The sequence below is a fragment of the Crossiella sp. SN42 genome, from assembly GCF_023897065.1.
Taxonomy (GTDB): Bacteria; Actinomycetota; Actinomycetes; order Mycobacteriales; family Pseudonocardiaceae; genus Crossiella.
This window is the reverse complement of record NZ_JAMHIV010000002.1, coordinates 401,893-427,866: the sequence shown is the minus strand read 5'-3', so window position 1 is coordinate 427,866 and position 25,974 is coordinate 401,893. Positions and strand designations below refer to the sequence as shown.

Here is a 25,974-nt window from a genome sequence, read left to right as displayed (position 1 = left end):
CGGCCTTCGCCCTCGCCCTGGCCCGGCCCGGCCTTCGCTCTCGCCTCGCCTCGCCCTCGCCTCGCTCCGCTCCGCCCCGCTCTGGGGCCAGGCCGTCGGCCCCGCCCAGTCGTCCCGGCTCCCCGGCCTCGCGCATTCGCCCGCCTGCCTCCCTTTGCCCCGCACCCCAGTCCCGGCTGCGGCCGGCTTCCGTTCCCGGCCCGCAGCCGGTCTCCCCGGTCCCGCCTGGTCCGCGCCGCCCGGCCGCCCCCAAACGTCGCAACCAGTGGTGATCAAGTCGTCTGAACCGATTTCGAGAATTCTCAACCAATAATCGCCGCAGTTTGTATATGGTTTGTAGGCGGGTTGTACGAGCCGCTGCTGTCCTGTGACCTCCTCACCCCTGCGGAGGTCATATGTCCAGCAAGCGTCTTGCCGCGGTGCTCGCCGGAGCTGTCGTCGCCCCGGTGCTGACCGTCGTGGTCGGCACGGGTTCGGCGAGCGCCGCACCCGCGTTCCAGATGCCGTTCCCCTGCGGGCAGGTCTGGTCCGGGCAGACCCGCACCAACCACAACCCGCAACTGTCCCTCGACTTCAACCGCGCCAACGACGAAGGAGACATCGTGGACGCCTCGGCCGCCGGCACGGTGACGGTCGTGGGCAACACCGGCTCCACCAGCTACGGCCGGTGGATCGAGATCGACCACGGTGCCGGCTGGCGCACCCGGTACGCCCACCTGTCGGCGCAGCGGGTCAGCGTCGGCCAGCGGGTCACGCGTGGCCAGCAGATCGGCAACGTCGGCAACACCGGCGGCTCGACCGGCGCGCACCTGCACTACGAGCAGCGCCTCAACGGCGCCGCCGTCCGCATCGTCCTCAACGGCGCCACCGCCCTGTACTACGGCACGCGGAGCTACACCAGCCGCAACTGCTGACCCCCTGACGTGGCGCGCCAGATCGCCCCCCAGAGTGCGCGCCACCTACGGACCTCCCGGTCTTCACCCCCCTGGGCCGGGAGGTCCGCCTTTTTCTGGGCGTGTCATCCGGCGTCCATCTGGCGGCTAGTCAAACTTCCTCCAGGTGCGTTGTCCTTTCTGTTGGCAATTCACCGAGCTCGATGTCCGTCCTGATCCGGAGGTCGCCGTGCGAGCCCTGCGCGCCACCGTCGCCCTGCTGTCGGCCCTCGCCCTCACCACCGCCGTCCCCGTCCCGGCCATCGCCGATCGGGGCGGCGTCACCGCACCGCTGGGACCACGCCCGATCGAGGACGCGCCCGCTGCCTCGACCGCCGACGGCGGCGTCAGCACCCTCACCACCGCCGCGCCCCGGGTGGACGCCCTGCCGGTGGCCGAGGTGACCTCGCCGGTCGCCCCCGGCCTCGACCTGACCGAGTTCGACCGCCTGGACGCCCGCGGCTGGATCCGCGGCGACGTCCTGACCGCCGACCTGGGCCGCGGCACCCTGCGCCCGGCCTACCTGAGTCCAGGCGTGGTCGCCGCGCGCAGCCCGCTCTCCGAGCAGGCCGCCGCCCGCGGTGTGGTCGCCGGCGTCAACGGCGACTTCTTCGACATCAACGCCACCGGCGCCCCACTCGGCGTCGGCATGGACGCGGGCACGCTGCGCCACGCCCCGGCCGCCGGCCACAACCTCACCGCGGCCATCGGCCCCGCCGACCTGGGCCGCCTCGCCGAGGTGTTCCTCGACGCGACCGTCACCCTGCCCGGTGGCGCCCGGCTGACCGGCACCAACCTGAACTCACCGGTCATCGCGGCCAACGGCGTCGGTGTGTTCACCGCGCTGTGGGGCCACGCCTCCCGTCGCACCGCCACGGGCACCGCGTCCAAGGTGACCGAGGTGGAGCTGCGCGACGGTGTGGTGACCGCGGTCCGCCCCGCCCCGGGGGAGGGACCGATCCCGGCCAACACCGCCTACCTGCTCGGCGTCGACGCGGGCGCCGAACGCCTGGCCGCTCTCGTCCCGGGCCAGCGGGTCGAGGTGGCCTACAAGCCGCGCACCGACGGCCCACTGCCGATCGCCGCGGTCGGCGGCAACCGGGTGCTGGTGCGGGACGGTGTCGTTCAGAACCTCGACGACACCACCATGCACCCACGCACCGCCATCGGCTTCTCCGCCGAAGGCCGTCGCCTGTGGATGGTGACGGTCGACGGCAGGCAGGCCGACAGCCGAGGCATGACCGAACGCGAGCTCGCCGAGCTCCTGCGCTCGTTCGGCGCCGATGACGCCCTGAACCTGGACGGCGGCGGTTCGTCCACGCTGCTGGCCCGCCGTCCCGGCGACAGCGCCGCCGGCGTGCACAACCAGCCCTCCGATGGTGGCGAACGCTTGGTGCCCAACGGAATCGGCCTGACCGCGAATCGCGGCAGCGGCCGCTTGACCGCCTTCCGCGTGGAACCGGCTGTCCGGGCCGGTGCGGCCGACCGAGTGCTTGCCGGTCAGACCCGTGCCGTGACTGCCCATGGTCACGACGAGACTGGTGCCCCTGTACCCGGTGAACCGACCTGGCGTGTTACCCCAACACGAGCAGGGAAGGTGTCGCGGGATGTGTTCCACGCTAGCACTTCCGGGAAGGCGACTGTGACCGCTTCCCGGGGTTCTGCCAAGGGATCGGCGACTTTCACCGTATTGGGTAAAGCCGCCCGCATCGACTCCGACACCGAGCGCGTCGCCCTGTCCGGACTGGGTGCGCGCGGCCGGTTCCAGATCCTGGGGCAGGACGCCGACGGCTTCAGCACCTGGCTCGAACCGGCTGACGTGACCCTCGAGTACGACCAGCGAGTGGTGCAGATCAGCAAGGACCGCAACGGGTTTGTCGCCGCGGCCGTCACCGGGTCCGGCGCCACCGTGGTCAAGGCCAAGGTGGGTGGCCTGACCACGCACCTCGGCGTGACCATCGGCGTCAGCCCGCGCGTGGTGTCCACAATGGACGACCTGACCGGCTGGCAGGCCAGCGTCTTCCCCGCTGTGGTCGGCGCCGACCTCTCCCTGGTGCCGGGCCGCGATGGCGGCAAGGCGGTCAGCCTGAACTACCGGCTGACCGGCACCACCGCGACCCGGGCCGCCTACCTCAACGCCGACCCGCCCGTCGGTCTGCCGCCGGGCACCCAGCGGCTGGGTGTGTGGGCACACGGTGACAACAGCAAGGTGTGGCTGCGGATGACCGTGCTGGACGCCGCGGGCACACCCACGGTCATCGACCTCGCCCGCCAGGTCGACTGGACCGGCTGGCGCTACGTCGAGGCCCCGATCCCGCCCGCGCTGACCGGCCAGCTCCGCCTGCAACGGCTCTACGTAGTGGAAACCGACCGCGAACGGCAGTACGAGGGCAAGATCGCCTTCTCCGGCCTCACCGCGCAGGCGGCCGTGCCGATCACCGTTCCCGTCGACCCCGCGCCCCAGGACCCGGCGATCATCCGCACCGGCACGCTGGAACCCCGGCCGGGCGCGGTGCGCGTCGCGGTCGTCAGCGACGCCCAGTTCACCGCGGACGCCCCCGAAGGTCCGCTGGTGGCGCAGGCCAGGCGCACCCTCCGCGAGGCGCTGGCCGCCCGGCCCGACGTGGTGCTCATCAACGGCGACCTGGTCGACCGCGCCCTCCCGGCCGACATGGCCCTGGCGCGGCAGATCCTGGACAGCGAGCTGGGCGACCGGATTCCGTGGTTCTACCTGCCAGGCAACCACGAGACCTACGGCCCGGGCGACACTTCCGAGTTCCGCAAGCACTTCGGCGCGACCCATCGGGTGGTCGACAAGAACGGCCTGCGGCTGATCCTGCTGGACTCCGCGCTCGGCTCGCTCCGCGCAGGCGGCTTCGACCAGCTGCGAGCGCTGCGCACCGCCCTGGACAGCGCGGCAGGCGATGCGAACGTCAAGTCGGTCCTGGTCGCGATGCACCACCCGGTCGACGACCCGACCCCTTCAGGCGCCTCCGAGCTGTCCGACCCGAAGGAAGCGAACCTGCTGACCACCTGGCTGTCCGACTTCCGGGCGGAGACCGGGAAACCGGCTGTCTCGGTGGCCTCGCACGCCGGCCTGTTCCACGCGACCAGGCGCGACGGCGTGCCCTACCTGATCAACGGCAACTCGGGGAAGGCACCGGCCGCGGCACCCGCTGACGGCGGTTTCACCGGCTGGACCCTGCTCCGCGTCGATCCGGCCGCGAGCAGTCCCGTTCAGGCCGAACAGCGCCCGCACGTCGACGGACTGGTCCTGGACATCCCGGCCACGCTGACCCCGGGAACCAGTCACCGGCTGACCCCAGCCTTGCGCCAGGGCGCGCGGACGTTCCCGATCGGCTACCCCATCGCCACGACCTACACCGCGAGTCCGGCCCTGCACCTGGGCCCACCGGCGACGGCGGGGCCGACGCACATCGCCGCCTTCGATCCGGCGACCAACACCCTCACCGCCCTGCGTCCGGGCGCCGCCACGCTTACGCTGACCGTCAACACCACCGCGACCAGCACCCCCGTCACCATCCGCTGACCCTGCCGCATCCAGCGACCTCCAGGGCTGGCTCGGCCTCGCACCACCGCACGCCGAGCCAGCCCTATACACCATTCCGCCCCCACCTCCGCGCCAATCCACCTCCAAGATCGCGACCTATCCACAATCAGCCACCTGTCCACAGCCCCCCGCCGCGCCAGTTCCCTTCCCACCCGCCCTCCCGCCAATCTCGACCCATGACCACCGCCACAGCCACCCCACTCCGCCCATCCCGACCGACAACCGTGAAGCTCCGGGAACCCGGTGACGTCATCGCCGCCCTCCCACCCCTCATCGGCTACCACCCGGACGACTCGCTCGTGGTCCTCTACTTCGCCAACAGCGACGATCTGGAGATCCAGCGCGTCCTGCGCGCGCCGCTGCCCGAGGCGGCTGACGAGGAAGACCTCATCGCGTTCGTGTGCGACAACATCCTCAGCAGCGGGGCCACCGCCGTGCAGCTCTGCGTCATCGGCGGTGGCACCCGAACACCTGCGCCGCCAACGGATCCCGGTGAGCCCGCGCCCGTGGTGGCCCTGCCCACCCGGCCGCCGCGTCGCGCGCTGGTCCTCGCCCTCACCCAGGTACTGCACAAGCAAGGCGTCGAGGTCATGGAATCGCTCTGGGCGGAACACACCCGTCACAACGCTTTCTGGCAGGACTACGAACACCCCGACCTCACCGGCGCTGTCCCGGACCCGGACGTCTCACTGCTGAACGTGGCCACCGTCGCCTCGGGCGGTGTCACCTACGACTCGCGCGAGACGCTGGTCAACAGCCTGCGGGGCGAGGAGGGGGCGCTGAAACGCCGGAGCTGCCGACTCGACTGGCACGCGGACAACACGGTCCCCGGCGGCATACCGACCGCGGGGGCCGGTATCCGCGCCATCCAGGCCGAGCTGAAGAACATCGCGGACGGCTCGTTCAAGATCACCGACAATCTCGTGGTACGTCTCGCCATCGCCCTCAACGACCACCGGGTCCGGGACGTGGCGCTCACCATGACCCTGGGAAAGGAGAGCGGTCAGGCCGCCGAACGCCTGTGGCTGGAGCTGACCCGCGAGACCCCGGCCCCGGAATGCGCCGAACCGGCGACACTGCTCGCCTTCGCCGCCTACCACCGCGGTGACGGGGTGCTGGCCAACATCGCCCTGGAACGCGCGGAGCAGGCGCAGCCCGGTCACATGCTGGCTTCCCTGCTCGGCCGCGCCATCGACGCCGGACTGCCCCCGAAGGACGTGCTGGCCGCCATCAACAACTCCCAGCGGCCCGGTATGGACCTGCTCATCCCCACGCAGGCGACCTCGTCCGACTGAGCCGATCCCGGGCACGCCGTCGGCCGACCCCACCGACAGCGGTCCAATGGCTCAGCTGAACACCGCTCCATTGCGCCACAACGATTTCGGCTGGAAGCCGCTCCCGGGAACCGTCCAGCCCAGCGGCTCCAGCCAGGACAGCTCACCTCAACCGCCGTCGTCCCAACGGCAACAACCCAACCCGCCGACACCGGAACCCGCTCGGCCGTCCACCGGAGGGTTCACCGATCCCGGTACCGCAACAGTTCGCCTGGCTGACACCGCAACGCCTCGCACAGCAGGGTCAGCGTGGAAAACCGGATGGCCCTGGCCTTCCCGGTCTTGAGATTGGAGAGATTCACGATGCTGATCTGAACCCGCTGGGACAGCTCGGTGAGCGTCATACCCCGGCGCTCCAGCAGCTCGTCCAGCAGAACCTCGACCCGATGGCCCTCGACCAGCTCGGCTGGCGACATCAGACAGTGCCCTCCACTTCCTCGCGCAACACCACACCACGCCAGACGATCTCCGAGACCGCCAGCCCGACCAGACCGACCAGTGCCCAGGCGATCGCCCGGCCGTCCGGCCACTGGAACATCGACGGTCCGGTCAGCACCACCCCGGTGAGCGCGGATCGCCCCAGCGAATCGAGCACACCGGCGACCAGATTGCCGAGCAGCAACAGGAAACCGATGCGCCGAAACGACCGGGCCGTGGTAGCGGCGAACAGGGGCCGCTCACCCACGTTGGCCTGACGAACCACCCGCGCCACCAGGAACAGCACGACCACATCCACCACCGCGTACGGCAGCCAGGTCAGCAGCGCCAACCAGAAGAACTCCGCTGAGCCGTCCCGACCAAGGAAGGTGATCACTCCGCCACCAACCCGAAAACCCGGTGCCAGCCCCTCCGGTGCGGCGGCGAGCACGGTCAGTTGGACCCCGTCCTGTCCCACCGCCAACTGGACGACCACCCCGGCCAGTCGCGCGACGCCCAAGAACGCCGCCAGCACCGCCACCACCCGCAACCATCGAGTCGGCGAACCGGTCCCCACAACCCCTTGTTCCACGCGTCCCAACCCCCTCGATTTATCGATTCACGATAAATCACGCGGCTGCGTCCGGCCAGCCCAGTCCTCGCCCGCCCCACGCCGAACTCCCGGAGGTGATCCCAAGCCCGCCACTCGAACCCCGTCGAGTGCCGCCCCAGCACTCGCGTCCTGGGCACGGTGTTGTGCCCCCGCCGTGCCCAGGACACTCCGACGTCCGTGTCTGTCCACTGTGGATTGAAGAGAGGAGGTATCCGCCGCGACGGCGTCACATCCCGCGGATCCATCACACCTGGGCGGTCGCGCTGATCGACTCAGCTCAGGCCAGCCGCTGTCGCACACCGCGCGTTCCGCTTCGGTGTCGCGTCGCGCGAGCCGATCGCCAACGGCTTCACCCCACCCGGCACTGTGTCGGAGGTCGGCTCCAGGCAGCGGTGAGCGCGAGCGGTGAACGTCGCCGGGTCCTACGGCCAGGAGTGCCTGACCGTGGCATTCCGCGCTGACGGGCTTTCCGCCGGGAACAGCCTGCGCGGGGAAGTCGTCCGCGGACTGGGGCTAGCTGAGCTCGGCGGCCACGGCGGCCAGGACCTGGTCCCAAGGGATGGCTGGGCCGCTGGCGGTGGGCAGGACCCGGACGCCGGCGTCGCGGAGGCGGTCCAGGTGACCCGGCCAGGCCGGGTGGCGGGTGGCGTCCACGGCGGCTCTGGGCAGCAGGATGACCGGGGTGCTGGGCATGCCGACCGCTTCGCACAGGTGGGTGAGGGCCTGGTTGTCGGACAGGCCCAGGGCCAGCTTGGCGATGGTGTTGGCCGTGGCCGGGGCGGCTGCGTAGCAGTCGGCCGGGGGATGTGGCTTGGGTTCGGTGGGCAGGCGTGCGGCCCAGCGGACCGGGAGGCCGGTGAGGTCTGCCAGTGGGGTGATGAGGTCGGCCGCCTCCAACCACCTGGCGGCGGTTGGGGTGAGGGTGATGGCCACCCGCCAGCCCTGGGCGAGGGCTGGGCGGACGAAGCCGTCGAGCAGCCCCTCGGCCCCGCCTGCCCCGGAGACGACCAAGCCGACCACAGGCGCGTGCTGGGCGGGCGCTGGCGCGTCCGGCGAGCCCACGGGTGCGGCCGGTCGGGCCGCGGGGTCGGGTGTGGGTGCCGCCGGGGTGGCGGGGGCGGGGGTGTCAGGCACTGGTCAGCTGTTCCGGGCCTTGGTGAACGCCCAGGCGTCGGCGACGATGCCGGACAGGTCGGCGCGCTGGGGCTTCCAGCCGAGGTCCTCGCGGGCGCGGTCGCTGGCGGCGATGAGCACCGCGGGGTCGCCCGCGCGGCGGGGGGAGATCTTGGCGGGGATGGGGTGGCCGGTGACGGCGCGGCAGGTCTCGATGACCTGCTGGACCGAGAAGCCGGTGCCGTTGCCCAGGTTGAAGATCCGGTGCTCGCCAGGGGTGGCGTGCTCCAGCGCGAGGAGGTGGGCGTCGGCCAGGTCGACGACGTGGATGTAGTCGCGGACGCAGGTGCCGTCCTCGGTGGGCCAGTCGTCGCCGAAGACCTGGATCTGCTCGCGCTGGCCCAGGGCGACCTGGAGCACCAGCGGGATCAGGTGGGTCTCGGTGGCGTGGCGCTCGCCGAACTGGCCGTAGGCGCCGGCCACGTTGAAGTAGCGCAGGCTCACCGCGGCCAGGTTGTGCGCGGCGGCGTAGGAGGTCATCGCGTGGTCGATGGCCAGCTTGCTCGCGCCGTAGGTGTTGGTCGGGCTGGTCGGGGCGGTCTCCTGGATCGGGACCTCCTTCGGCTCGCCGTAGGTGGCGGCGGTGGAGGAGAAGACCAGGCGGGGGGTGCCGTGTTCCTTGATCGCGTCGAGGAGCTTCAGCGAGGTCACCACGTTGCCCTGCCAGTACTTGGCCGGGTCGGTCATCGACTCGCCGACCAGGGACTTGGCGGCGAAGTGCAGCACGCCGTCGAAGCCCTCGGCGAGCAGGGTGCCCGCGACCTCGCCGATGTCGCCCTGCACGAACCGGGCGCCGGAGGGCACCGCGTCGGCGTGGCCGGTGGACAGGTCGTCCACCACGGTCACCTCATGTCCGGACTCCACCAACCGGGCGGCGCACACGCTGCCCACGTAACCGGCGCCGCCCGTGACCAGAAGCCTCACTACGTCCAACCTTCCTGTGGGAGAAAACTGCTGGTCGGCGGCCCGTGGGGTGGTGATGTCCGCGCGGGCGCCGACCAGGTCAACCTAGCGAAGTGGCTTCCTCACCCGGTGACACGGTTACTGGTCGCGGCCCGCGCCCGCGGCCGGGACGCCGCTGAACAGGCGTGGTGGGGTCAGCTTGTGCGCGGCGAAGGCGGCCGTGACCTCGGCGCGGACGCGCTCGCCGTCCTCGACCCGGACCAGGGCGATCGCGGAGCCGCCGAAGCCGCCGCCGGTCATCCGGGCGCCCAGGGCGCCTGCCTTGAGCGCGGAGTCGACGGCGACGTCGAGCTCCAGGCAGGAGATGCGGTAGTCGTCGCGCATGCTGGCGTGCGAGGCGGTCAGGATCGGGCCGATCTCGGCGAGGTCGCCCGCGCGCAGGTGGTCGACGGCGGCCAGGACCCTGGCGTTCTCGGTCACGATGTGCCGGACCAGGGGGCGCAGGTTCTCCGGGAGGGCGGCTTCGGCCTCGGCCAGGCCGTCCAGGGAGACATCGCGCAGGGCGGGGATGCCGAGCAGCCGGGCGGCCTCCTCGCAGCCCGCGCGGCGGGCGGCGTAGCCACCGTCGGTGTGCGAGTGGCTGGCCCTGGTGTCGATGACCAGGATCTCCAGGCCGCTGGCGGCGGCGTTGAACGGGACCTGCTCGGTCTCGCCGGAGCGGACGTCCAGGAACAGGGCGTGGCCTTCGACGCAGCGCAGGGAGGCGGTCTGGTCCAGCAGGCCGGTGGGGGCGCCGACGAAGTCGTTCTCGGCGCGCTGGATCCAGCGCGCGAGGGTGGGCAGGTCGGGCGCGAGACCGCCGGAGAAGGCGGGCTGGCCGGGGGAGTGGCCGGGGCCAGGAACGGCGGAGTTGCTGGGACCGGGGACGGCGGGGTGGCCGGAGAGGTCCAGCAGGGCCAGGGCCGTGGCGCATTCCAGGGCGTGGGAGCTGGACAGGCCCGCGCCAGCTGGGACGTCGCCCGCGATGAGCAGGGTGGCGCCGGTGACCGGGATGCCGTTCTCGCGCAGGGACCAGGCCACGCCGCTGGGGTAGGCGGCCCAGCCGGTGACCTTGCCCGGGGTCAGGTCGGCTACCGGGACGGGGTCGGCCTGGTTGAGCTTGCCGTCGTCGCCGAGGGTGGCCACCTGGAGCAGGCCGTCGGTGCGGGCGGCGCCGGCCACCGCGATGCGGTGCGGGATGGCGAAGGGGAGCACGTATCCGTCGTTGTAGTCGGTGTGCTCGCCGATCAGGTTCACCCTACCGGGGGCCGACCACACGCCGGTGGGTTCGCCGATGCGCGCGCGGAACTCCTCCGCCGCCCGTTGGGCCTGGTTCACACGTACTCCATGGATGAGAAGCGGGGGCGGCATGCTTGCGAGGCCGGGCAGCGCTGCGTGGTGAGCGGCGCTCAGTGGCTGGCGGGCCGGGCCGGTGACTGCTGGGCTGGGCCCGAGGTTGGGCGAGGCCGCCCGGACCCGCTGCTGGTGGCCAGCGGGCCGGACGGGCTCAGCGGGTTCGGACCAGGACCGCGTGTGCGATGTCGTAGGTCAGTTCGGCGGAGGCCGTGTCGCCGGTGACGCGCACCGGCTGGCTGGCGCCGGACTGGTGCACCTGCACCGAGCCGCCCGGGGTGATCCCGGCCGACTTCAGCTCGTTCATCAGGTCCGGGTCGGACTGCACGTGCTCGGCGATGCGGCAGATCTCCACCACGCCGCCGCCCGCCCTGGCGATGTCGGTCAGCCGGCGCAGGTCCAGGTCCGCCGGCGGCGCCGGCTCGCCGACGCCCAGGCGGTCGAGGCCGGGGATCGGGTTGCCGTAGGGCGAGGTGGTGGGGTGGTTGAGCAGCTTGACGAGCTTGCGCTCGACCGCCTCGCTCATCACGTGTTCCCAGCGGCACGCCTCGCTGTGCACGTGCTCCCACTCCAGGCCGATGACGTCGACCAGCAGGCGCTCGGCGAGCCGGTGTTTGCGCATCACCGCGATCGCCCTGCTCCGGCCGGCGTCGGTCAGCTCGAGGTGCCGGTCGTCGGCGACCACGAGCAGCCCGTCGCGCTCCATCCGCGCGACGGTCTGGCTCACCGTCGGCCCGCTCTGCTCCAGTCGCTCGGCGATGCGGGCGCGCAGTGGAACCACGCCCTCTTCCTCAAGCTCGTAGATCGTGCGGAGGTACATCTCGGTGGTGTCGATGAGGTCGTTCACGCGCGTTCCCCTTCGTCGGGCTCAATGTTAGTCCTACTGGCTGACATCCATGGCGTTCACCCGGTGCCAGGAGTAATGCGGGCGGGCAGTATGGGGTGGTGCACCCGCTGATCACTCCCGCCGCGCTGGCCGAACTGCTCGCCACCGATCACCCGCCGGTGGTCCTCGACGTCCGCTGGCGACTGGCCGGGCCGCCGGCGAAAGCCGACTACGACCGCGGCCACCTCCCTGGCGCGGTGTTCATCGACCTGGATGCCGACCTCTCTGCAACGCCCGGACCCCTCGGTCGTCATCCCCTGCCCGGCGCCGAGCACCTCCAGCACGTGCTGCGCGCGGCCGGGGTCTCGGCCGGGCGGCCCGTGGTGGCCTACGACGCGGGGGATGGCTCGGTCGCCGCGCGGCTGTGGTGGCTGCTGCGCTGGGCCGGGCACCGCGAGGTCGCCGTACTCGATGGAGGTTACGCTGCGTGGACCGCGCAGGGACACCCGGTTACCGCCGAGGTGCCCGCCGTCCAGGCGGGTGACATCACCGTCGAGCCGGGGCACCTGCCGGTGCTGGACGCCGAGCAGGCCGGCAAGTGGGCCAGGGAGGCGTTGCTGCTGGACGCCCGCGCGCCGGAGCGCTACCGCGGCGAGGTGGAGCCGATCGACCCCGCCGCCGGGCACGTGCCGGGTGCGGTGAACGCGCCGTTCTCCGGGCACATCGGGCCGGATGGCACCTGGCGCGGTGCGGCGGAGCTGGCCGCGCGGTTCCGCGAGCTGGGGGTCGCCGAGGGCAAGCCGGTCGGCGCGTACTGCGGGTCCGGGGTGACCGCCTCCTCGGTCGTGCTGGCGCTGGAGGTGGCCGGGGTGACCACGCCGGAGGCGCCTGCCGCGCTGTACGCCGGGTCCTGGTCCAACTGGTCGGCCGACCCGAGCCGCCCGATCGCCACCGGCGCGCAGCCGGGCTGATTGGCAAGCACCGCAACGTAAATCGGATGACAGGGCGGGTCCGGCCCTGTCATCCTCGGTGGCATGTTCGGGACCGTCCACAGCGCACAGCTCGCAGGCCACTGCCTGCCGGGCGCGCTGTCGGCCGTCTCCGCTTGGCTGTCCGGCGCGCGAAGCTGACCCTCCTCCCGCTGTGGAGAACCGAAGGAGGAGGGTGGCCCGCCCCGGCGGCTCCCCGCTCGTTCACTCAGCCGGGGGCCGTTGGCCGGTTCTCGCTTGACCCTCACCGAACGTGAGGGCCGAGCCTGGTCTCATCCCGACCCGAGGAACAGCCATGAGCAAGCAGCAGTACACGCGGACCAAGCCGCACCTCAACATCGGCACCATGGGCCACGTCGACCACGGCAAGACCACGCTGACCACCGCGATCACCAAGGTCCTCGCCGAGCAGGCCGGCTCCACCACCGACTACGTCGCCTTCGACCGGATCGACAAGGCGCCGGAGGAGATCGAGCGCGGCATCACCATCAACATCGCGCACGTGGAGTACGAGACGCCGACCCGGCACTACGCGCACGTCGACATGCCCGGCCACGCCGACTACGTGAAGAACATGATCACCGGTGCGGCGCAGCTGGACGGGGCGATCCTGGTGGTCTCCGCCGAGGACGGCGCGAAGCCGCAGACCAGGGAGCACATCGTGCTGGCCAGGCGGATCGGCGTCGAGCACCTGGTGGTCGCACTGAACAAGGCGGACGTGGTGGCCGACGAGGAGCTGCTGGAGCTGGTGGAGCTGGAGATCCGGGACCTGTTGTCCCGGTACGGCTTCGACGGTGACCGGGTGCCGGTGGTGCCGGTGTCCGGGCTGCGCGCGCTGGAGGGCGACCCGCGCTGGGTGAACAGCGTGCTCGACCTGCTGCGCGCGGTGGACGAGCACGTGCCGGAACCGGTGCGGCGCCTCGACCTGCCGTTCCTGATGCCGATCGAGAACGTGCTCACCATCACCGGCCGCGGCACCGTGGTGACCGGCGCGGTGGAGCAGGGTTCGATCGCGCTGGGCGACGCGGTGGAGGTGGTCGGGCTGGAGCCGACCTTCGGCAGCGTGTGCACCGGACTGGAGACCTTCGGCAAGTCGCTGGACCGGGCGCAGGCCGGGGACAACGCGGCGATCCTGCTGCGCGGGGTCAAGCGGGAGCAGGTGCAGCGCGGACAGGTGCTGGCGCTGCCCGGCAGCGTGCGCCCGCACACCGCCTTCCGCGCGCAGGTGTACGTGCTCTCCGCGCAGGAGGGTGGCCGCCGGACCCCGTTCCACGCCAACTACCGGCCGCAGTTCCACTTCCGCACCGCGGACGTGGTGGGTGAGATCGAGCTGCCCGAGGGCGGCGTGGTGCGGCCGGGTGACTCGGTGGAACTGACCGTGCGCCTTGGCAAGCCGGTCGCGATGGACGCGGGCCTGGGGTTCGCCATCCGTGAGGGTGGCCGGACCGTGGGCGCGGGCACCATCAGCGAGCTGCTCGACTGAACGACTGGACTGGCCCCGCGAAGCCGTGGGGTCAGTCCAGCAGTCCGTCCGGGGCGAACACGGTGTTCTTCACCTCGCAGTAGAAGTCGAAGCTCCACTGCCCGCCGCCGCGCCCGATGCCGGACCGCCTGGCCCCGCCATAGGGCGCGCGCAGGTCGCGCACCGCGTGGCAGTTCACCCACACCGTGCCCGCCACCAGGCTCGCGCTCACCCGGCGGGCGCGTTCGGTGCTGCCGGTGAACACCGTCGCGGTCAGCCCGTGCCTGCTGTTGTTGGCCAGCGACAACGCCTGCGCCTCGGTCTCGAAGGTTTGCAGGGTGAGCACCGGGCCGAGCACCTGCTCGGTGAGGATCTCCCCGCCCGGCGGCGGATCGGCGAGCAGGGTGGGCTGGAAGTACAGGCCGCCGAGCCGCGCGTTGCGAGAGCCGCCGAGCAGCGGCCGGGCCCCGGCGGCCAGCGCGCGGCTGACGCAACCGTCGATGCGGCGCAGGTGCTCGCGGTGGATCTGCGGGCCGACGTCGGTGCGCACATCCCTCGGGTCGCCCTGCCGGATGGCGTTGGCGCGCACCAGGAACCGGGTGCTGAACTCCTCGGCGACCTGGCGCTGCACCAGCAGCCGGGCGCCGGTGCGGCCCAGCTGCCCGGCGTGGTCGAACTGCTCGACCACGATCGCGGTCGCCTGGTCCAGGTCGCTGTCGGCGAAGACCAGGATCGGCGACTTCCCGCCCAGCTCCAGCGAGACCGGGGTCAGCGTGGCCCCGGCCGCCGCGGCCACCCGACGACCGGCCGCGGCCGATCCGGTGAAGGCCAGCCTGGCCAGCCCGGGGTGCGCGGCCAGCGCGGCGCCCGCCTGTTCGCCGGTGCCGTGCACCAGGTTCAGCACACCGTCGGGCAGTCCGGCCTCGGCGGTGATCCGGCACAGCAGCGCGGCGGTCAGCGGCGCCCACTCGGCCGGTTTCAGCACCACCGTGTTGCCCGCGGCCAGCGCGGGCGCGATCCGCCAGGTGGCCTGCGGCAGCGGCGAGTGCCACGGGGTGATCAGCCCGCACACCCCGGCCGGCTCCCAGCTGACGTGGTTGCGGTGCGCGCGCAGGTGGAAGTCGGGGTGGTGCAGCTCCAGCAGCCGGTCGGCGAAGAACCGGAAGTGGTGGGCCACCCTGGGCAGGGTGACCCGCAGGTGGGTGCGCAGCAGGCCGCCGCTGTCCACCGTCTCCACCGCGGCCAGGTGGTCCAGCCGGACCAGGATCTCATCGGCGATGGCGTGCAGCAGCTCGGCGCGTTCCTCCCTGGTGGTGCGGGAGAAGTCGCGGAAGGCCCTGCGCGCGGCGGTGACCGCGGCGTCCACCTCGGCCGCCCCGCCCGCGGCCAGCTCGGCGACCGGCTGCTCGTCCAGCGGGGAGAGGTCGGTGAACCGCCGCGCCGAGGCGACCCAGTCGCCACCGATCCAGTGATCCTCGGGGATGCGCACCCCGGCGACGGTCGCGACCATCTCCGCCACCTAACTTGTACGGCTCCAAACAAGTTAGGTCGGGCTCAGATGCGGGTCAACCGCCGATCAGCTCTGTTCGCGCAGGGCGGCCCGGCGCGGTTCGCCCTCGCGTTCCAGGTGCCCGATCAACCCGCGCAGGGTGGTGGCCAGCTGCTGGCGGCGGGAGCTGGACAGCTCGTCCACCACGAAGGACTCCTCGGCGTTGAAGGCCGGGAACAGCTTGCGCATCAACCGTTTGCCCTTGGCAGTCAGGTGCAGCACCACCAGCCTGCCGTCCGCGGCGTGCTCGCGCCGCTCGATCAGGCCGTTCTGCTCCAGCGTCTTGACCACGCCGGTGAGCGTGCCCTTGGTGATCCCGGCCTCCGCGGCCACGTGCCTGGTCTCCATGTCGCCCCAGATCCAGACCACCCAGAGCACCACGAACCCGGTCCAGGTCAGCCCGGCCGGGCGGAGGATGACGCTTTCCATGTGATTGCGCACCGCGACCGCGGCCCGGTGGATGTTGGCGACCGCGGCCATCGCCTCGAAGTCCAGCGGCAGGTCGCCGAGCCGCTCCCGGACCGCGTGCTCGGTCTCCTGGACGGTGCGCTGTGTGGTCACGCGATCATTGTGCGGGTTGTCGGCCGCGCCGTCCGAGTGAACGTGTCCGGCGTGCCCAAATCGTTTGCTTCCCTGATAGTGGAACAGCCCGCGCCGGCGCGGGTGTATGCGCATGCAAATGGGCGCCAAAGTTCATTTGGTGCCAAACGGTCGACCCTTGTGCGGGCGTGTTGGCGGCTCGTATTGTTCGCATCCAAACAAGTTTTCGGAGGGGCGGGGATGGTGCCAGACGGCGGGATCGACCTGGTCCGGGTGCTCTTCCCCGACCTGCTGGGCATCCCGCGCGGCAAGGAGGTCCCGGCCCGGCTGCTGCCGGAGCTCGCCGAGCGCGGACTCTCCTTCTGCCGCGGGGTCTACTACACCAGCGCGCGCGGGGAGAACATCCCGGCGCCTGCCGCGCTGGGGGCCGGGCTGCCCGATGTGGTGGCCCGGCCGCTGCTGGACACGGTCACCCCGCTGCCCTGGGCGCCGGGAACCGCCTGGTGCCTGGCGGAGGTGACCGAGCCGGGCGGGCCGCCCGCGGTGGAGGACCCACGGGCGGCCCTGCGCCGGGTGCTGGCCAGGTTCGCCGCCGAGGGGCTCAGCCCGGTGCTCGGCCCGGAGCTGGAGTTCTTCCTGCTGGAGCCGGTGGATGGCGGTTTCCGCCGGTACGGGCCGGGGCTGGGCAACATCTACACCACCGGTTTGAAAGGCGATCCGCGTGGCCTGCTGCCGCACTTCCTGCGCGGGCTGACCGGGATGGGCCTGGACGTCCTCGGCGGCAACCACGAGTTCGGGTCGGGGCAGTTCGAGATCAACCTGGGGCACGCGCCCGCGCTGGCCGCGGCCGACGCCTGCTTCGGCTTCAAGTTCGGCGTGCGCGAGCTGGCCGCCGGGCACGGGCTGCACGCCACCTTCATGGGCAAGCCGTTCAACGACGACGGCGGTTCCGGGTTCCACCTGCACCTGTCCATCGCCGACGGCGAGGGCCGCAACCTCTTCGACGACCCCGGCGGCGAGCACGGGCTCTCCGCGCTGGCCCGGCACGCGGTGGCCGGGATCCTGGCGCACGCCCCCGCGCTGACCGCGCTGCTCGCGCCCACGGTCAATGCCTACCGCAGGCTCCAGCCCGACACCCTGGCCCCGTTCCTCATCGACTGGGGCCTGGACAACCGGTGCGCGCTGGTGCGGGTGCCGCCGGAACGCGGCGACGGGGCCCGGCTGGAGGTCCGGCTGGGCGACGCCGCGGCCAACCCGTACCTGGGCGCGGCCGCCGTGCTGGCCGCCGCCTACCTGGGCATCGAGGGCGGGCTGGAACCGGGAGAACCGTTGTCCGGCTACGGGTACGACCCGGCGCGGTCGGGTGTCCTGCCGGGCGATCTGGGTTCGGCGCTGGACGCGCTGGCCGCCGACGCCGCGCTCACCGAGGTGCTCGGCGCCGGGCTGGTCGAGGCCTTCACCGCGGTCAAGCGGTTCGAGGTGGCCGAGTTCGCCAGGTACGTCACCGACTGGGAGTTCCGCGAGTACGCCCACCACCTGTGAGGAGACGAAGGTGAACCTCCGGCACTGGCTCAGCGCCGCCGTCGACGCGCACGAGTCCTGGGCGAAGGGTTTCGGCGACTTCAGCCCGCACCCCGCGCTGCACGTGGACGAGACCCGCTTCGGCGAGGCGCTGGGCGAGCTGGGCGAGCGGCTCAGGGACAACTACCCGTTCTTCCACCCGCGCTACGCCGGGCAGATGCTCAAACCGCCGCACCCGGCCGCGGTCGTGGGTTACCTGGCCGCGATGCAGATCAACCCGAACAACCACGCCCTGGACGGCGGGCGGGCCACCGCGGAGCTGGAGAAGGAGGTGGTGGCGCAGCTGGCCGGGATGTTCGGCTACCGCACCCACCTCGGCCACCTCACCAGCAGCGGCACCATCGCCAACCTGGAGGCGCTGTTCGTGGCGCGGGAGACCCACCCCGGCAAGGTGGTGCTCTACAGCGCGGACGCGCACTACACGCACAGCCGGATGTGCCAGGTGCTCGGCGTGGCCGGTGAGCCGGTGCCGGTGGACGCCGGCGGGCGGATGGACCTGGACGCGCTGGCTGACCGGTTGCGGCGCGGGGACGTCGGCACGGTGGTGCTCACGCCGGGCACGACCGGGCTTGGTGCGGTGGACCCGATCCACGAAGCCCTTGCGCTGAAGGAGAAGTACGGCGTGCGCATCCACGTGGACGCGGCCTACGGCGGGTTCTTCTCGTTGGTGGCCGGGGAGTTCGGCATCCCGGCCGGGCCGTTCGCCGCGATCGCGGGCTGCGACTCGGTGGTGGTCGACCCGCACAAGCACGGCCTGCAACCCTACGGCTGCGGCGCGGTGCTGTTCGCCGATCCCGCCGTTGGCCGCTTCTACCGGCACGACTCGCCCTACACCTACTTCACCTCCGACGAGCTGCACCTCGGTGAGATCTCCCTGGAGTGCAGCCGGGCCGGGGCCGCCGCGGCCGCGCTGTGGCTGACGCTGAAGGTGCTGCCGCTGACCAGGGACGGACTGGGTGCCGTGGTGGCGGCCGGACGACGGGCCGCCGTGCGCTGGGCCGAGCTGATCGAGAATTCGGAAACCCTGTCCCTGTACCAGAAGCCCGAGCTCGACATCGTCAGCTACCTGCCGAACGTGGCCGCACTGTCCGAAGTGGACAGAGTGAGCGCGGGGGTGATGGACCGGGGCATGACCGATCCGGAAGACCCGGTGTTCCTGGCCACCTACACCGTCACCGCGGAGGCGCTGCGGGCCAGGGGGCACCGGTTCACCGAGGACGCCGCACAGGCCCGGATCCTGCGCAGCGTCCTGATGAAGCCGGAGCACGAGTCCACTGTGGACGCGCTACACGCCAGGGTGGAAGCCCTGGTCGGTGGCGATGAGCTGCTTGCGTAGCAGGTTCTTGCGCACCTTGCCCATCTCGTTGCGGGGCAGCTCGGGCACCAGCTCCAGCCGGTGCGGCTGGTACCACTCGGTCATCCCGCGTTCGGTGAGGTAGGCGCGCAGCTGGGTCAGGGTCGGCGGCGCGCCCTCGGGCACCACCACCGCGCAGGCCAGCTCGCCGTGTGCCCGGTCCGGGTAACCGACCAGCGCGACCTGGCTCACCGACGGGTGCCCGGCCAGCTCGTCCTCGACCTCCTTGACCAGGATCATCGAGATCCCGCCGATCCGGTCCACCGCGCGCCCGGTCACCCTGATCCCGCCGTGCCCGTCGGACTGGACCAGATCGCCGGTGTCGTACCAGCCTTCCTCGGCCAGCACCCGGACCGCGCCGGTTCCGGTGTCCATTGTGGCCAGTGCCGCTGCCGCGCCCCTGATGCGCAGCGGCGACTCGCCGTCAGGTGCCAGGTCGAACTCCAGGTGCGGCCCGAACCGGCCGTCGCTGCGGGTGGCGAAGTCCGCTGGATCGCTGGCCCTGGTCCAGCTGAACCCGCCCTCGGTCATCGCCCACAGCGCGCGCAGCGGCAGCCCGAACTGCTCGGCCACCTCGCCGGCGAGCTGACGCGGCACCGGCATCCCGCCTGCCATGACACACCGGAAGGACAGCGGCAGCGGGTTTTCCCGCTGTGCGGCCAGGATCGCGGACAGGAACGGCGGCGCGGCGGCCAGCACGGTCGCGCCCTCGGCGGAGATCAGCCGGTGCAGGGCAGCGGGGTTCCACTCGTCCTGGTACAGCGCGGTGCCCCCGGTCAGCAGCGGCAGCAGCACGCCGAAGGTCAGCCCGGCGATCCGGGACAGCGAGTGCGGGGTCACCGTGACCACCGGATCGCCCAGGTCCTCCACCGCGGTGAAGTGCGCCAGTGCGGCGTGCAGCGTGTTGTGGCTGTGCAGCACGGCCTTCGGCTCGCCGGTGGTGCCGGAGGTGAACAGCGCCAGGAACACCCGGTCCGGATCATCCTCTGACAGGTCGTCCTCGGTGGGCCAGTCACCGTCGGTGTAGTGCGGCAGATCCTCGGGCAGCACGCTGATCCGCGCGCCGGTCCAGTCCTGGAACCTGGCCCGCTCCCGCGGTCCCATGCCGGCCATGATCGGCGCCGCGACCGCGCCGGCGGCGGCGCAGGCCAGGGTCAGCGCGGCGTTCTCCCAGCGGTTCGGCAGCTGGAAGGAGACCACCTCGCCCGGCCGCACCCCCCTGCGCGCCACATACCGGAAGCGCGATGGGAGTCGGCAAGCTCTCGATCCGGGGCGGAAATCCGAGGAATAGCCACGAGGTTCGATCGTGCCGGGGCACCATGGGCCGGACAACCACCCGTATCGAGCAAGGAGTGCCAACGTGTCAGTGAACTCGGAGCTGAGGGCGGCCCGCGAAGCGATCGTGCGGGAGCACATGGAGTCGGAGAACCGGCACGAGTTCGACGTGACCCTGGGCACTTTTGAGCACCCGCGCTACGAGATCATGGCCACCGGCGACGTCTACGACGGGGCCGAGGCGGTCAGCCGGTACTTCGAGGAGAGCCGCACCGCCTTCCCCGACCAGCGCAACGAGCTGGTCGCGCTGCACCACGCCGACGACGCGGTGATCGCGGAGTTCCTGCTCAAGGGCACCCACGAGGGCCCGCTGCGCGGCATCCCGGCCACCGGCAAGTCCTTCACCGTGCCTGCCACCGCGTTCTTCGTCTTCGAGGGCGCGGACCTGGTCTGCGAACGGGTCTACACGGACATGCTCAGCATCCTGGTGCAGCTCGGCATCATCCCCATCCAGGGCCTGTCGGGGTAAGTTCGGGCCATGGGAGAGCGGGTCGCGGTCGTGTGGGACGAGTCCTTTCTGAGCTACGACCTCGGCGGGGACCATCCGCTCAACCCGGTCCGGCTCGACCTCACCGTGCGGCTGGCCCGTGCGCTGGGGGTGCTGGACGGGGTGTCGTTCCACCTGCCGGTGCCCGCCACCGAGGCCGAGCTGGAACGGGTGCACGAACCCAGCTACCTGGCCGCGGTGCAGGCCGCGCCCACCTCGGCCTGGGAGGTCGGGCACGGCCTGGGCACCCCGGACAACCCGGTCTTCGAGCACATGCACGAGGCATCCGCGCTGGTCGCGGGCGGTTCACTGGTCGCGGCCCGGGCGATCGCGGAGGGCAGGGCGGACCGCGCGGTCAATCTGGCGGGCGGCCTGCACCACGCGATGGCCGGGCACGCGGCCGGGTTCTGCGTCTACAACGACTGCTCGGTGGCCATCGCCGACCTGCTCGCCAACGGTGTCGAGCGGGTGGCCTACCTGGACGTGGACGTGCACCACGGCGACGGCGTGCAGGCCGCCTTCTACGACGACCCACGCGTGCTCACCATCTCACTGCACCAGCACCCGCTGACCCTGTGGCCGGGCACCGGCTACCCCCGTGAGCTGGGCATCGACGCGGCCGAGGGCACCTCGGTCAACATCGCGCTACCACCGCGCACCACCGACGCGGGCTGGCTACGCGCCTTCCACGCCACCGTGCCGTCACTGCTCCAGGCGTTCCGCCCCCAGGTGCTCATCACCCAGTGCGGCGCGGACACCCACCGGGAAGACCCGCTGGCCGACCTGTCGCTGTCGGTGGACGGGCACCGGGCCACCTACCAGGCGCTGCGCGAGCTGGCCGAGACCTACGCGGGCGGCAAGTGGCTGGTGCTCGGCGGCGGTGGCTACGCGCTGATGCGGGTGGTGCCGCGGTCCTGGACCCATCTGCTGGCCACCGTGCTGGACCGCGACCTGGACCCGGACACCGCACTGCCCGCGGAGTGGATCGCGCACACGGCGCGACTCGCGCCACACGTGCCGCTGCCGACCTCGATGACCGACGAGTGCGACCCTGTGTTCGTGCCGTGGGACGACGCAGCCGGTGACGCCGTGGACTCCGCCATCAGGGACACCCGGCGGGCGGTCTTCCCCTTGCACGGCCTCGACCCCGATGATCCACGCGACTGAGGGACCGATGAGCGAGACCGAGCCGGACCCGTTCGACTACCCCCGTCAGTGGGAGGCCGACGTCGTGCTGTCCGACGGCGGCACGGCGCACCTGCGGCCGATCACCCCCGACGACGCCGAACGCCTGCGCGCCTTCCACGGCAGGCTCTCCGAGCGCACCCGCTACCTGCGCTACTTCGGGCCGTACCCACGCATCCCGGACCGCGATCTGAAACGGTTCACCACGGTGGACCACCAGCACCGGGTGGCGCTGGTCGCGCTGCTCGGCGACGAGATCGTGGCGGTGGGGCGGTTCGACCGGCTCAGCGGCACCGGCAAGGCCGCGCTGATCAAGTCACCGGTCAGCGCGCAGGCCCCGGACGGCGAGCTGGCCGAGGTCGCTTTTGTGGTGGAGGACCCGCACCAGGGCCGGGGACTGGGCTCGATCCTGCTGGAACACCTCACCGCGGCCGGGCGCGAGGTCGGGGTGCGGCGGTTCGTGGCCGAGGTGCTCGCGGAGAACCGCCAGATGGTGCGGGTGTTCCGGGAGGCGGGCTACGAGGTCAGCCGGGCCTTCGACGAGGGCGTGCTGCACCTGGAGTTCGCCATCGACCCCACCGAGGAGTCACTGGCCGTCGCGCACTCCCGCGAGCAGGCCGCCGAGGCGCGCAGCGTGCACAACCTGCTGCACCCGCGCTCGGTGGCGGTCATCGGCGCCTCCACCGACCACGCCAAGGTCGGCCACGCGGTGCTGAGCAACCTGCTGGTCGCCGACTTCGCCGGTCCGGTCTACCCGGTCAACGCCGAGCACCGCTCGGTGCGCGGGGTGCGCGCCTACCCGACGGTGCTGGACATCCCCGACGACGTGGACCTCGCGGTGGTCGCGGTGCCCGCCGCCAGGGTCGGCGAGGTGATGGACGCCTGCCTGGCCAAGGGGGTGAAAGCCCTGGTCGTGGTCAGCTCCGGGTTCGCCGAGACCGGCACCGAGGGCGCCACCCGGCAGCGTGAGCTGGTCACCGAGGCGCGGGCGCACGGCATGCGGGTGGTCGGGCCGAACGCGCTCGGCGTGGTCAACACCGACGGCGCGGTGCGGCTCAACGCCAGCCTCGCGCCCACCCTGCCCGGCCGCGGCCGCACCGGGTTCTTCTGCCAGTCCGGCGCGCTGGGCAGCGCGATCCTGGCCACCGCGGCCGAACGCGGGCTGGGCCTGTCCACCTTCGTCTCCGCGGGCAACCGCGCGGACGTCTCCGGCAACGACCTGTTGCAGTACTGGGAGACCGATCCGGCCACCGACGTGGTGCTGCTGTACCTGGAATCCTTCGGCAACCCGCGCAAGTTCGGGCGGCTGGCCCGGCGGCTCGGGCGATCCAAACCGATCATCGCGGTCAAGTCCGGGCGGCACGCGGTGCGGCCCGGTCTGGCGGCCACCTCGGTGGCGGTGGACGAGGCCAGCGTGCAGGCGCTGTTCGAGCAGGCCGGGGTGGTCCGGGTCGAGTCACTGGCCCAGCTGTTCGACACCGCGCTGCTGTTCGCGCACCAGCCGCTGCCCGCCGGACCGCGGGTGGCCATCGTGGGCAACTCCTCGGCGCTGGGCATGCTGGCTGCCGACTCGGCACTGGCCCAGGGCCTGGAGCTGGCCGCGGAGCCGATCGACGTCGGGCCCTCGGCCACACCGGAGGTCTTCGCCGAGGCGGTGCGTGCGGCGGTCTGCCGGGAGGACGTGGACGCGCTGGTGGCGGTGTTCGCGCCACCGGTCGCGGTGCCGGGCACCGCCTACGCGCGGGCGCTGCGGGAGGCCGTCTCGCAGGGCTGCGGCGCGCGCAAGCCGGTGGTGTCCACGTTCCTGGCGGTCGAGGGGGTGCCTGCCGAGCTGGCGGTGCCCGGACCGGACGGCTCGCCGGGACCCGGTTCGCTGCCGTCCTATCCGAGCCCCGAGCGCGCGGTGCTCGCGCTGTCCAGGGCGGTCCGCTATGCGCAGTGGCGATCCGCGCCACAGGGCCATTTCCACCGCCCATCGGACCTCGATCCCGGCAGGGCACGTGGCCTGGTGGCGCGGTGGGTCAGCGCCGAGGAGGTCGAGCTCACCGACGACCAGGTGCGCGATCTGCTGGCCTGCTACGGGATCTCGATCGTGCCCTACCGGGTGGTGTCCGATGTGGACGAAGCGGTGGCCGCGGCGGCCGAGCTCGGCTACCCGGTGGCCCTGAAGTCGGTCAGCGAACGCCTGCGGCACCGCACCGACCTGGTGGGCGTGCGCCTTGACCTGCCGGGGAAGTACGCGGTGCGCTCGGCGTATGAGGACCTGCGCGCGGTCTCCGGGATGGCCGAGGTGTACGTGCAGCGGATGGCGCCCAAGGGCGCGTCCTGTGTGATCGGCCTGCAGGACGACCCGTCCTTCGGCACGCTGGTCTCCTTCGGACTGTCCGGTGTGGTCAGTGACCTGCTCGGCGACCGCGCCTACCGGGCCGTGCCGCTCACCGACGTGGACGCCGACCGCCTGGTCCGCGCGCCCAAGGCCGCCCCGCTGCTCACCGGCTACCGCGGCGCGGAGCCCGCGGACCTGGACGCGCTGGCCCAGCTCGCGCTCCGGGTGGCCGCGCTGGCCGAGGACCTGCCGGAGGTCCGATCCCTTGCCCTGGAACCGGTGCTGGCCTCCGCGGCCGGCGCGTTCGTGACCAGTGCGCGGGCCTGCCTCGGGCCGCCACCGTCCCGACCGGACAGTGGGCCGCGCCGACTTCGCTGACTGGACATATGGTTGATCACATGCCACCTGCCCAGCCAGCGCACCGTGCCGGGGAACCGGTCCGCGACGGAATTCCCGAGCACGGGCGGATTCCCCGTTACTACGCGGTCAAGGTGCAACTGCGCGCGGTGATCGAGGAGCTGGGTCCGGGCGCGATGCTGCCGAGCGAGCGCGAGCTGGCCGAGCGGTTCGGCGTGTCCAGGGTCACCCTGCGGCAGGCCGTCGGCGAGCTGGTGCTGGAGGGCAAGCTCCAGCGCAGGCACGGCAGCGGCACCAGCATCTCGCCGCCCAAGCTGAGCCAGCCGCTGTCGCTGTCCAGCTACACCGAGGGCATGCGCGCCCAGGGCGTCCGCCCCGGCCGCAACCTGATCACCCTGGAACGCCTCACCGCCGACTCCGGTCTCGCCGATGATCTGCGCGTCGAGCTGGGCGCGCCGGTGGTGCACATCGAACGGGTGCTGCTGGCCGACGACGAGCGGGTCGGCCTGGAGTCGACCTACCTGGCCGAGCAGCGCTACCCGGGCCTGCTGGAGGTCTTCGACCCGGCCGAGTCGCTCTACGCCTGCCTGCAACAGCAGCTGGGCGTGGTCTTCGCCGAGGCCGAGGAACGGGTGGAGACGGTGCTGGCCACCCCGCGCGAGGCGCTGCTGATCGGCACCAACCCGGCCCTGCCCATGCTGCTGCTGCACCGCATCTCGGTCGACCCGGACGGCAACCCGATCGAACGAGTCCGCTCCCTGTTCCGCGGCGACCGGTTCAGCTTCGTCACCCGCCTGCGACCGAACTGAGGAACCCCAGCACCAGCCCCGCCCATTCCGCACCGCGTTCCACCGCCACCGCGTGCCCACAGTCCAGCTCGGCCAGCCGCGCGCCGGGGATGCCCTCGGCCAGCACCCGCGAATGTCCAGGCGTGGCAAGGGCATCGGCGCGGGCGGGGATCACCAGCGTGGGCACCCGGATGCCGGCCAGCTCGGCCCGGACGTCCACGGCGAGGGCCATCTCCAGCTGGTGCAGCACACCCGGCGTGGGATCCTCGGCCAGCCACTTGGCCAGCCCCGAGACCAGGGCGGGCAGGTCGTTGGCGGCGAGGTGGGACTCGCTGTGGCACATCAGGGTCAGGTACTCGGCCAGGGCGTCACGGTCGCCGGACTCGACCAGCCGTCGCCAGAGCTTGAGGGCCAGTCGGAGGTGCGGCTCGGGGTAGGCGAACCCGGCGGTGAGGACCAGGCCGGTGACGCGGTCCGGGTAGCGGGTGGCGATGCGCACGGCGACGGCGGAACCGGTGGAGAAACCGAGCACGGTGAAGGGGCCGGTGACCTCGGCGACCAGGCGGTCGGCGAGGCGGTCCAGGGTGAGCGGCTCGGCGGGAGTAGCGCCGGAGCCGGGGTAGTCGTGGGCGATGACGTTGTGGTCGCGGGCGAGCGGGGCGAGGAGGGGGCCGAAGCTGTCCTCGATGGTGCTGCCGACGCCGTGGGTCAGCAGGACGGTGGGGCGGGTCATGATCGCGACGGTAAACGCTGACACCGCTGTGAGGGTCAAGCCCGAAAGTAACGAACGGGTAACTGGTCTAGTTCTCCTTTGGCTGGGAGTTCACCCCCAGTTGGGCTGACCGTCCCGGTCTGTTCGG

General features: G+C 72.0%; 21 protein-coding genes. 11 read left to right on the top strand and 10 right to left on the bottom strand.

The window, feature by feature from the left end:
• The first annotated feature begins 395 nt into the window (after positions 1-395).
• The 3 genes from M8C13_RS04835 to M8C13_RS04825 all read left to right on the top strand — a co-directional run bounded on the left by M8C13_RS04835 (position 396) and on the right by M8C13_RS04825 (position 5,798).
• Positions 396-914, top strand: coding sequence for a M23 family metallopeptidase (locus tag M8C13_RS04835; RefSeq protein ID WP_252479232.1), 519 nt, complete (start codon positions 396-398; stop codon positions 912-914).
• 208 nt (positions 915-1,122) lie between these two features.
• Positions 1,123-4,482 carry a phosphodiester glycosidase family protein gene (locus tag M8C13_RS04830; RefSeq protein ID WP_308202764.1) on the top strand — a complete coding sequence of 1,120 codons (3,360 nt, stop codon included), beginning with the start codon at positions 1,123-1,125 and terminating at the stop codon, positions 4,480-4,482.
• A gap of 197 nt (positions 4,483-4,679) precedes the next feature.
• Entirely contained in the window at positions 4,680-5,798 is a 1,119-nt protein-coding gene (locus tag M8C13_RS04825; protein ID WP_252479231.1) for a DUF4192 domain-containing protein, read from the top strand.
• A gap of 221 nt (positions 5,799-6,019) precedes the next feature.
• Here M8C13_RS04825 and M8C13_RS04820 read toward each other — a convergent pair whose 3' ends face one another.
• The 6 genes from M8C13_RS04820 to M8C13_RS04795 form a co-directional block, all read right to left on the bottom strand.
• The gene (locus tag M8C13_RS04820; protein ID WP_252479230.1) at positions 6,020-6,253 is read right to left on the bottom strand and encodes a helix-turn-helix transcriptional regulator; all 234 of its coding nucleotides are present in this window, start codon (positions 6,251-6,253) and stop codon (positions 6,020-6,022) included.
• The gene (locus M8C13_RS04815) at positions 6,253-6,795 is read right to left on the bottom strand and encodes a hypothetical protein (protein ID WP_252479229.1); all 543 of its coding nucleotides are present in this window, start codon (positions 6,793-6,795) and stop codon (positions 6,253-6,255) included. Before M8C13_RS04815 ends, M8C13_RS04820 begins: the two co-directional genes overlap by 1 nt.
• Positions 6,796-7,380: 585 nt before the next feature.
• Positions 7,381-8,001, bottom strand: coding sequence for a flavoprotein (locus tag M8C13_RS04810; protein WP_252479228.1), 621 nt, complete (start codon positions 7,999-8,001; stop codon positions 7,381-7,383).
• 3 nt (positions 8,002-8,004) lie between these two features.
• Positions 8,005-8,964, bottom strand: a complete 960-nt coding sequence (gene galE, locus M8C13_RS04805) for a UDP-glucose 4-epimerase GalE (protein WP_252479227.1) — start codon at positions 8,962-8,964, stop codon at positions 8,005-8,007.
• A 117-nt stretch (positions 8,965-9,081) separates the two neighbouring features.
• Positions 9,082-10,320: a galactokinase gene (locus tag M8C13_RS04800; RefSeq protein ID WP_252479226.1), complete on the bottom strand. Its 1,239-nt coding sequence runs from the start codon at positions 10,318-10,320 to the stop codon at positions 9,082-9,084.
• A gap of 169 nt (positions 10,321-10,489) precedes the next feature.
• A complete protein-coding gene (locus M8C13_RS04795; RefSeq protein ID WP_252479225.1) occupies positions 10,490-11,182 on the bottom strand; it encodes a metal-dependent transcriptional regulator in 693 nt (230 codons plus the stop codon).
• A gap of 98 nt (positions 11,183-11,280) precedes the next feature.
• On the opposite strand from M8C13_RS04795, the gene M8C13_RS04790 reads away from it, so the two are divergent.
• Positions 11,281-12,132 carry a sulfurtransferase gene (locus tag M8C13_RS04790; protein ID WP_252479224.1) on the top strand — a complete coding sequence of 284 codons (852 nt, stop codon included), beginning with the start codon at positions 11,281-11,283 and terminating at the stop codon, positions 12,130-12,132.
• Positions 12,133-12,445: 313 nt separating this feature from the next.
• Positions 12,446-13,633: an elongation factor Tu gene (gene tuf, locus M8C13_RS04785; protein ID WP_252479223.1), complete on the top strand. Its 1,188-nt coding sequence runs from the start codon at positions 12,446-12,448 to the stop codon at positions 13,631-13,633.
• A gap of 31 nt (positions 13,634-13,664) precedes the next feature.
• Here tuf and M8C13_RS04780 read toward each other — a convergent pair whose 3' ends face one another.
• Together M8C13_RS04780 and M8C13_RS04775 are read right to left on the bottom strand one after the other, a co-directional pair.
• On the bottom strand, positions 13,665-15,122 hold the full coding sequence (locus tag M8C13_RS04780) for an aldehyde dehydrogenase family protein (RefSeq protein ID WP_252479222.1): 1,458 nt from the start codon (positions 15,120-15,122) through the stop codon (positions 13,665-13,667).
• Between the two features lie 66 nt (positions 15,123-15,188).
• On the bottom strand, positions 15,189-15,722 hold the full coding sequence (locus M8C13_RS04775; RefSeq protein ID WP_252479221.1) for a MarR family winged helix-turn-helix transcriptional regulator: 534 nt from the start codon (positions 15,720-15,722) through the stop codon (positions 15,189-15,191).
• A gap of 219 nt (positions 15,723-15,941) precedes the next feature.
• Here M8C13_RS04775 and M8C13_RS04770 point away from each other — a divergent pair, with 219 nt between their 5' ends.
• Positions 15,942-17,243, top strand: coding sequence for a glutamine synthetase family protein (locus tag M8C13_RS04770; protein WP_252479220.1), 1,302 nt, complete (start codon positions 15,942-15,944; stop codon positions 17,241-17,243).
• A gap of 10 nt (positions 17,244-17,253) precedes the next feature.
• Complete coding sequence (locus M8C13_RS04765; protein ID WP_252479219.1) at positions 17,254-18,618, top strand: aminotransferase class I/II-fold pyridoxal phosphate-dependent enzyme; 1,365 nt, start codon at positions 17,254-17,256, stop codon at positions 18,616-18,618.
• On the opposite strand, the gene M8C13_RS04760 is transcribed toward M8C13_RS04765, so the two are convergent.
• Positions 18,568-19,866: an AMP-binding protein gene (locus M8C13_RS04760; RefSeq protein ID WP_252479218.1), complete on the bottom strand. Its 1,299-nt coding sequence runs from the start codon at positions 19,864-19,866 to the stop codon at positions 18,568-18,570. The two genes, M8C13_RS04765 and M8C13_RS04760, sit on opposite strands and share 51 nt — an antisense overlap.
• Positions 19,867-19,996: 130 nt before the next feature.
• Here M8C13_RS04760 and M8C13_RS04755 point away from each other — a divergent pair, with 130 nt between their 5' ends.
• The 4 genes from M8C13_RS04755 to M8C13_RS04740 are packed head-to-tail and all read left to right on the top strand — an operon-like array spanning position 19,997 to position 25,135.
• Positions 19,997-20,440 (top strand): ester cyclase, encoded by a 444-nt coding sequence (locus tag M8C13_RS04755; protein ID WP_252479217.1) that lies wholly within the window; start codon positions 19,997-19,999, stop codon positions 20,438-20,440.
• A gap of 9 nt (positions 20,441-20,449) precedes the next feature.
• A complete protein-coding gene (locus M8C13_RS04750; RefSeq protein ID WP_252479216.1) occupies positions 20,450-21,625 on the top strand; it encodes an acetoin utilization protein AcuC in 1,176 nt (391 codons plus the stop codon).
• Between the two features lie 7 nt (positions 21,626-21,632).
• The gene (locus M8C13_RS04745) at positions 21,633-24,347 is read left to right on the top strand and encodes a bifunctional GNAT family N-acetyltransferase/acetate--CoA ligase family protein (RefSeq protein WP_252479215.1); all 2,715 of its coding nucleotides are present in this window, start codon (positions 21,633-21,635) and stop codon (positions 24,345-24,347) included.
• A 20-nt stretch (positions 24,348-24,367) separates the two neighbouring features.
• Positions 24,368-25,135, top strand: coding sequence for a GntR family transcriptional regulator (locus tag M8C13_RS04740; RefSeq protein WP_252479214.1), 768 nt, complete (start codon positions 24,368-24,370; stop codon positions 25,133-25,135).
• On the opposite strand, the gene M8C13_RS04735 is transcribed toward M8C13_RS04740, so the two are convergent.
• Positions 25,113-25,847, bottom strand: coding sequence for an alpha/beta fold hydrolase (locus tag M8C13_RS04735; protein WP_252479213.1), 735 nt, complete (start codon positions 25,845-25,847; stop codon positions 25,113-25,115). The two genes, M8C13_RS04740 and M8C13_RS04735, sit on opposite strands and share 23 nt — an antisense overlap.
• Between the last annotated feature and the right edge of the window lie 127 nt (positions 25,848-25,974).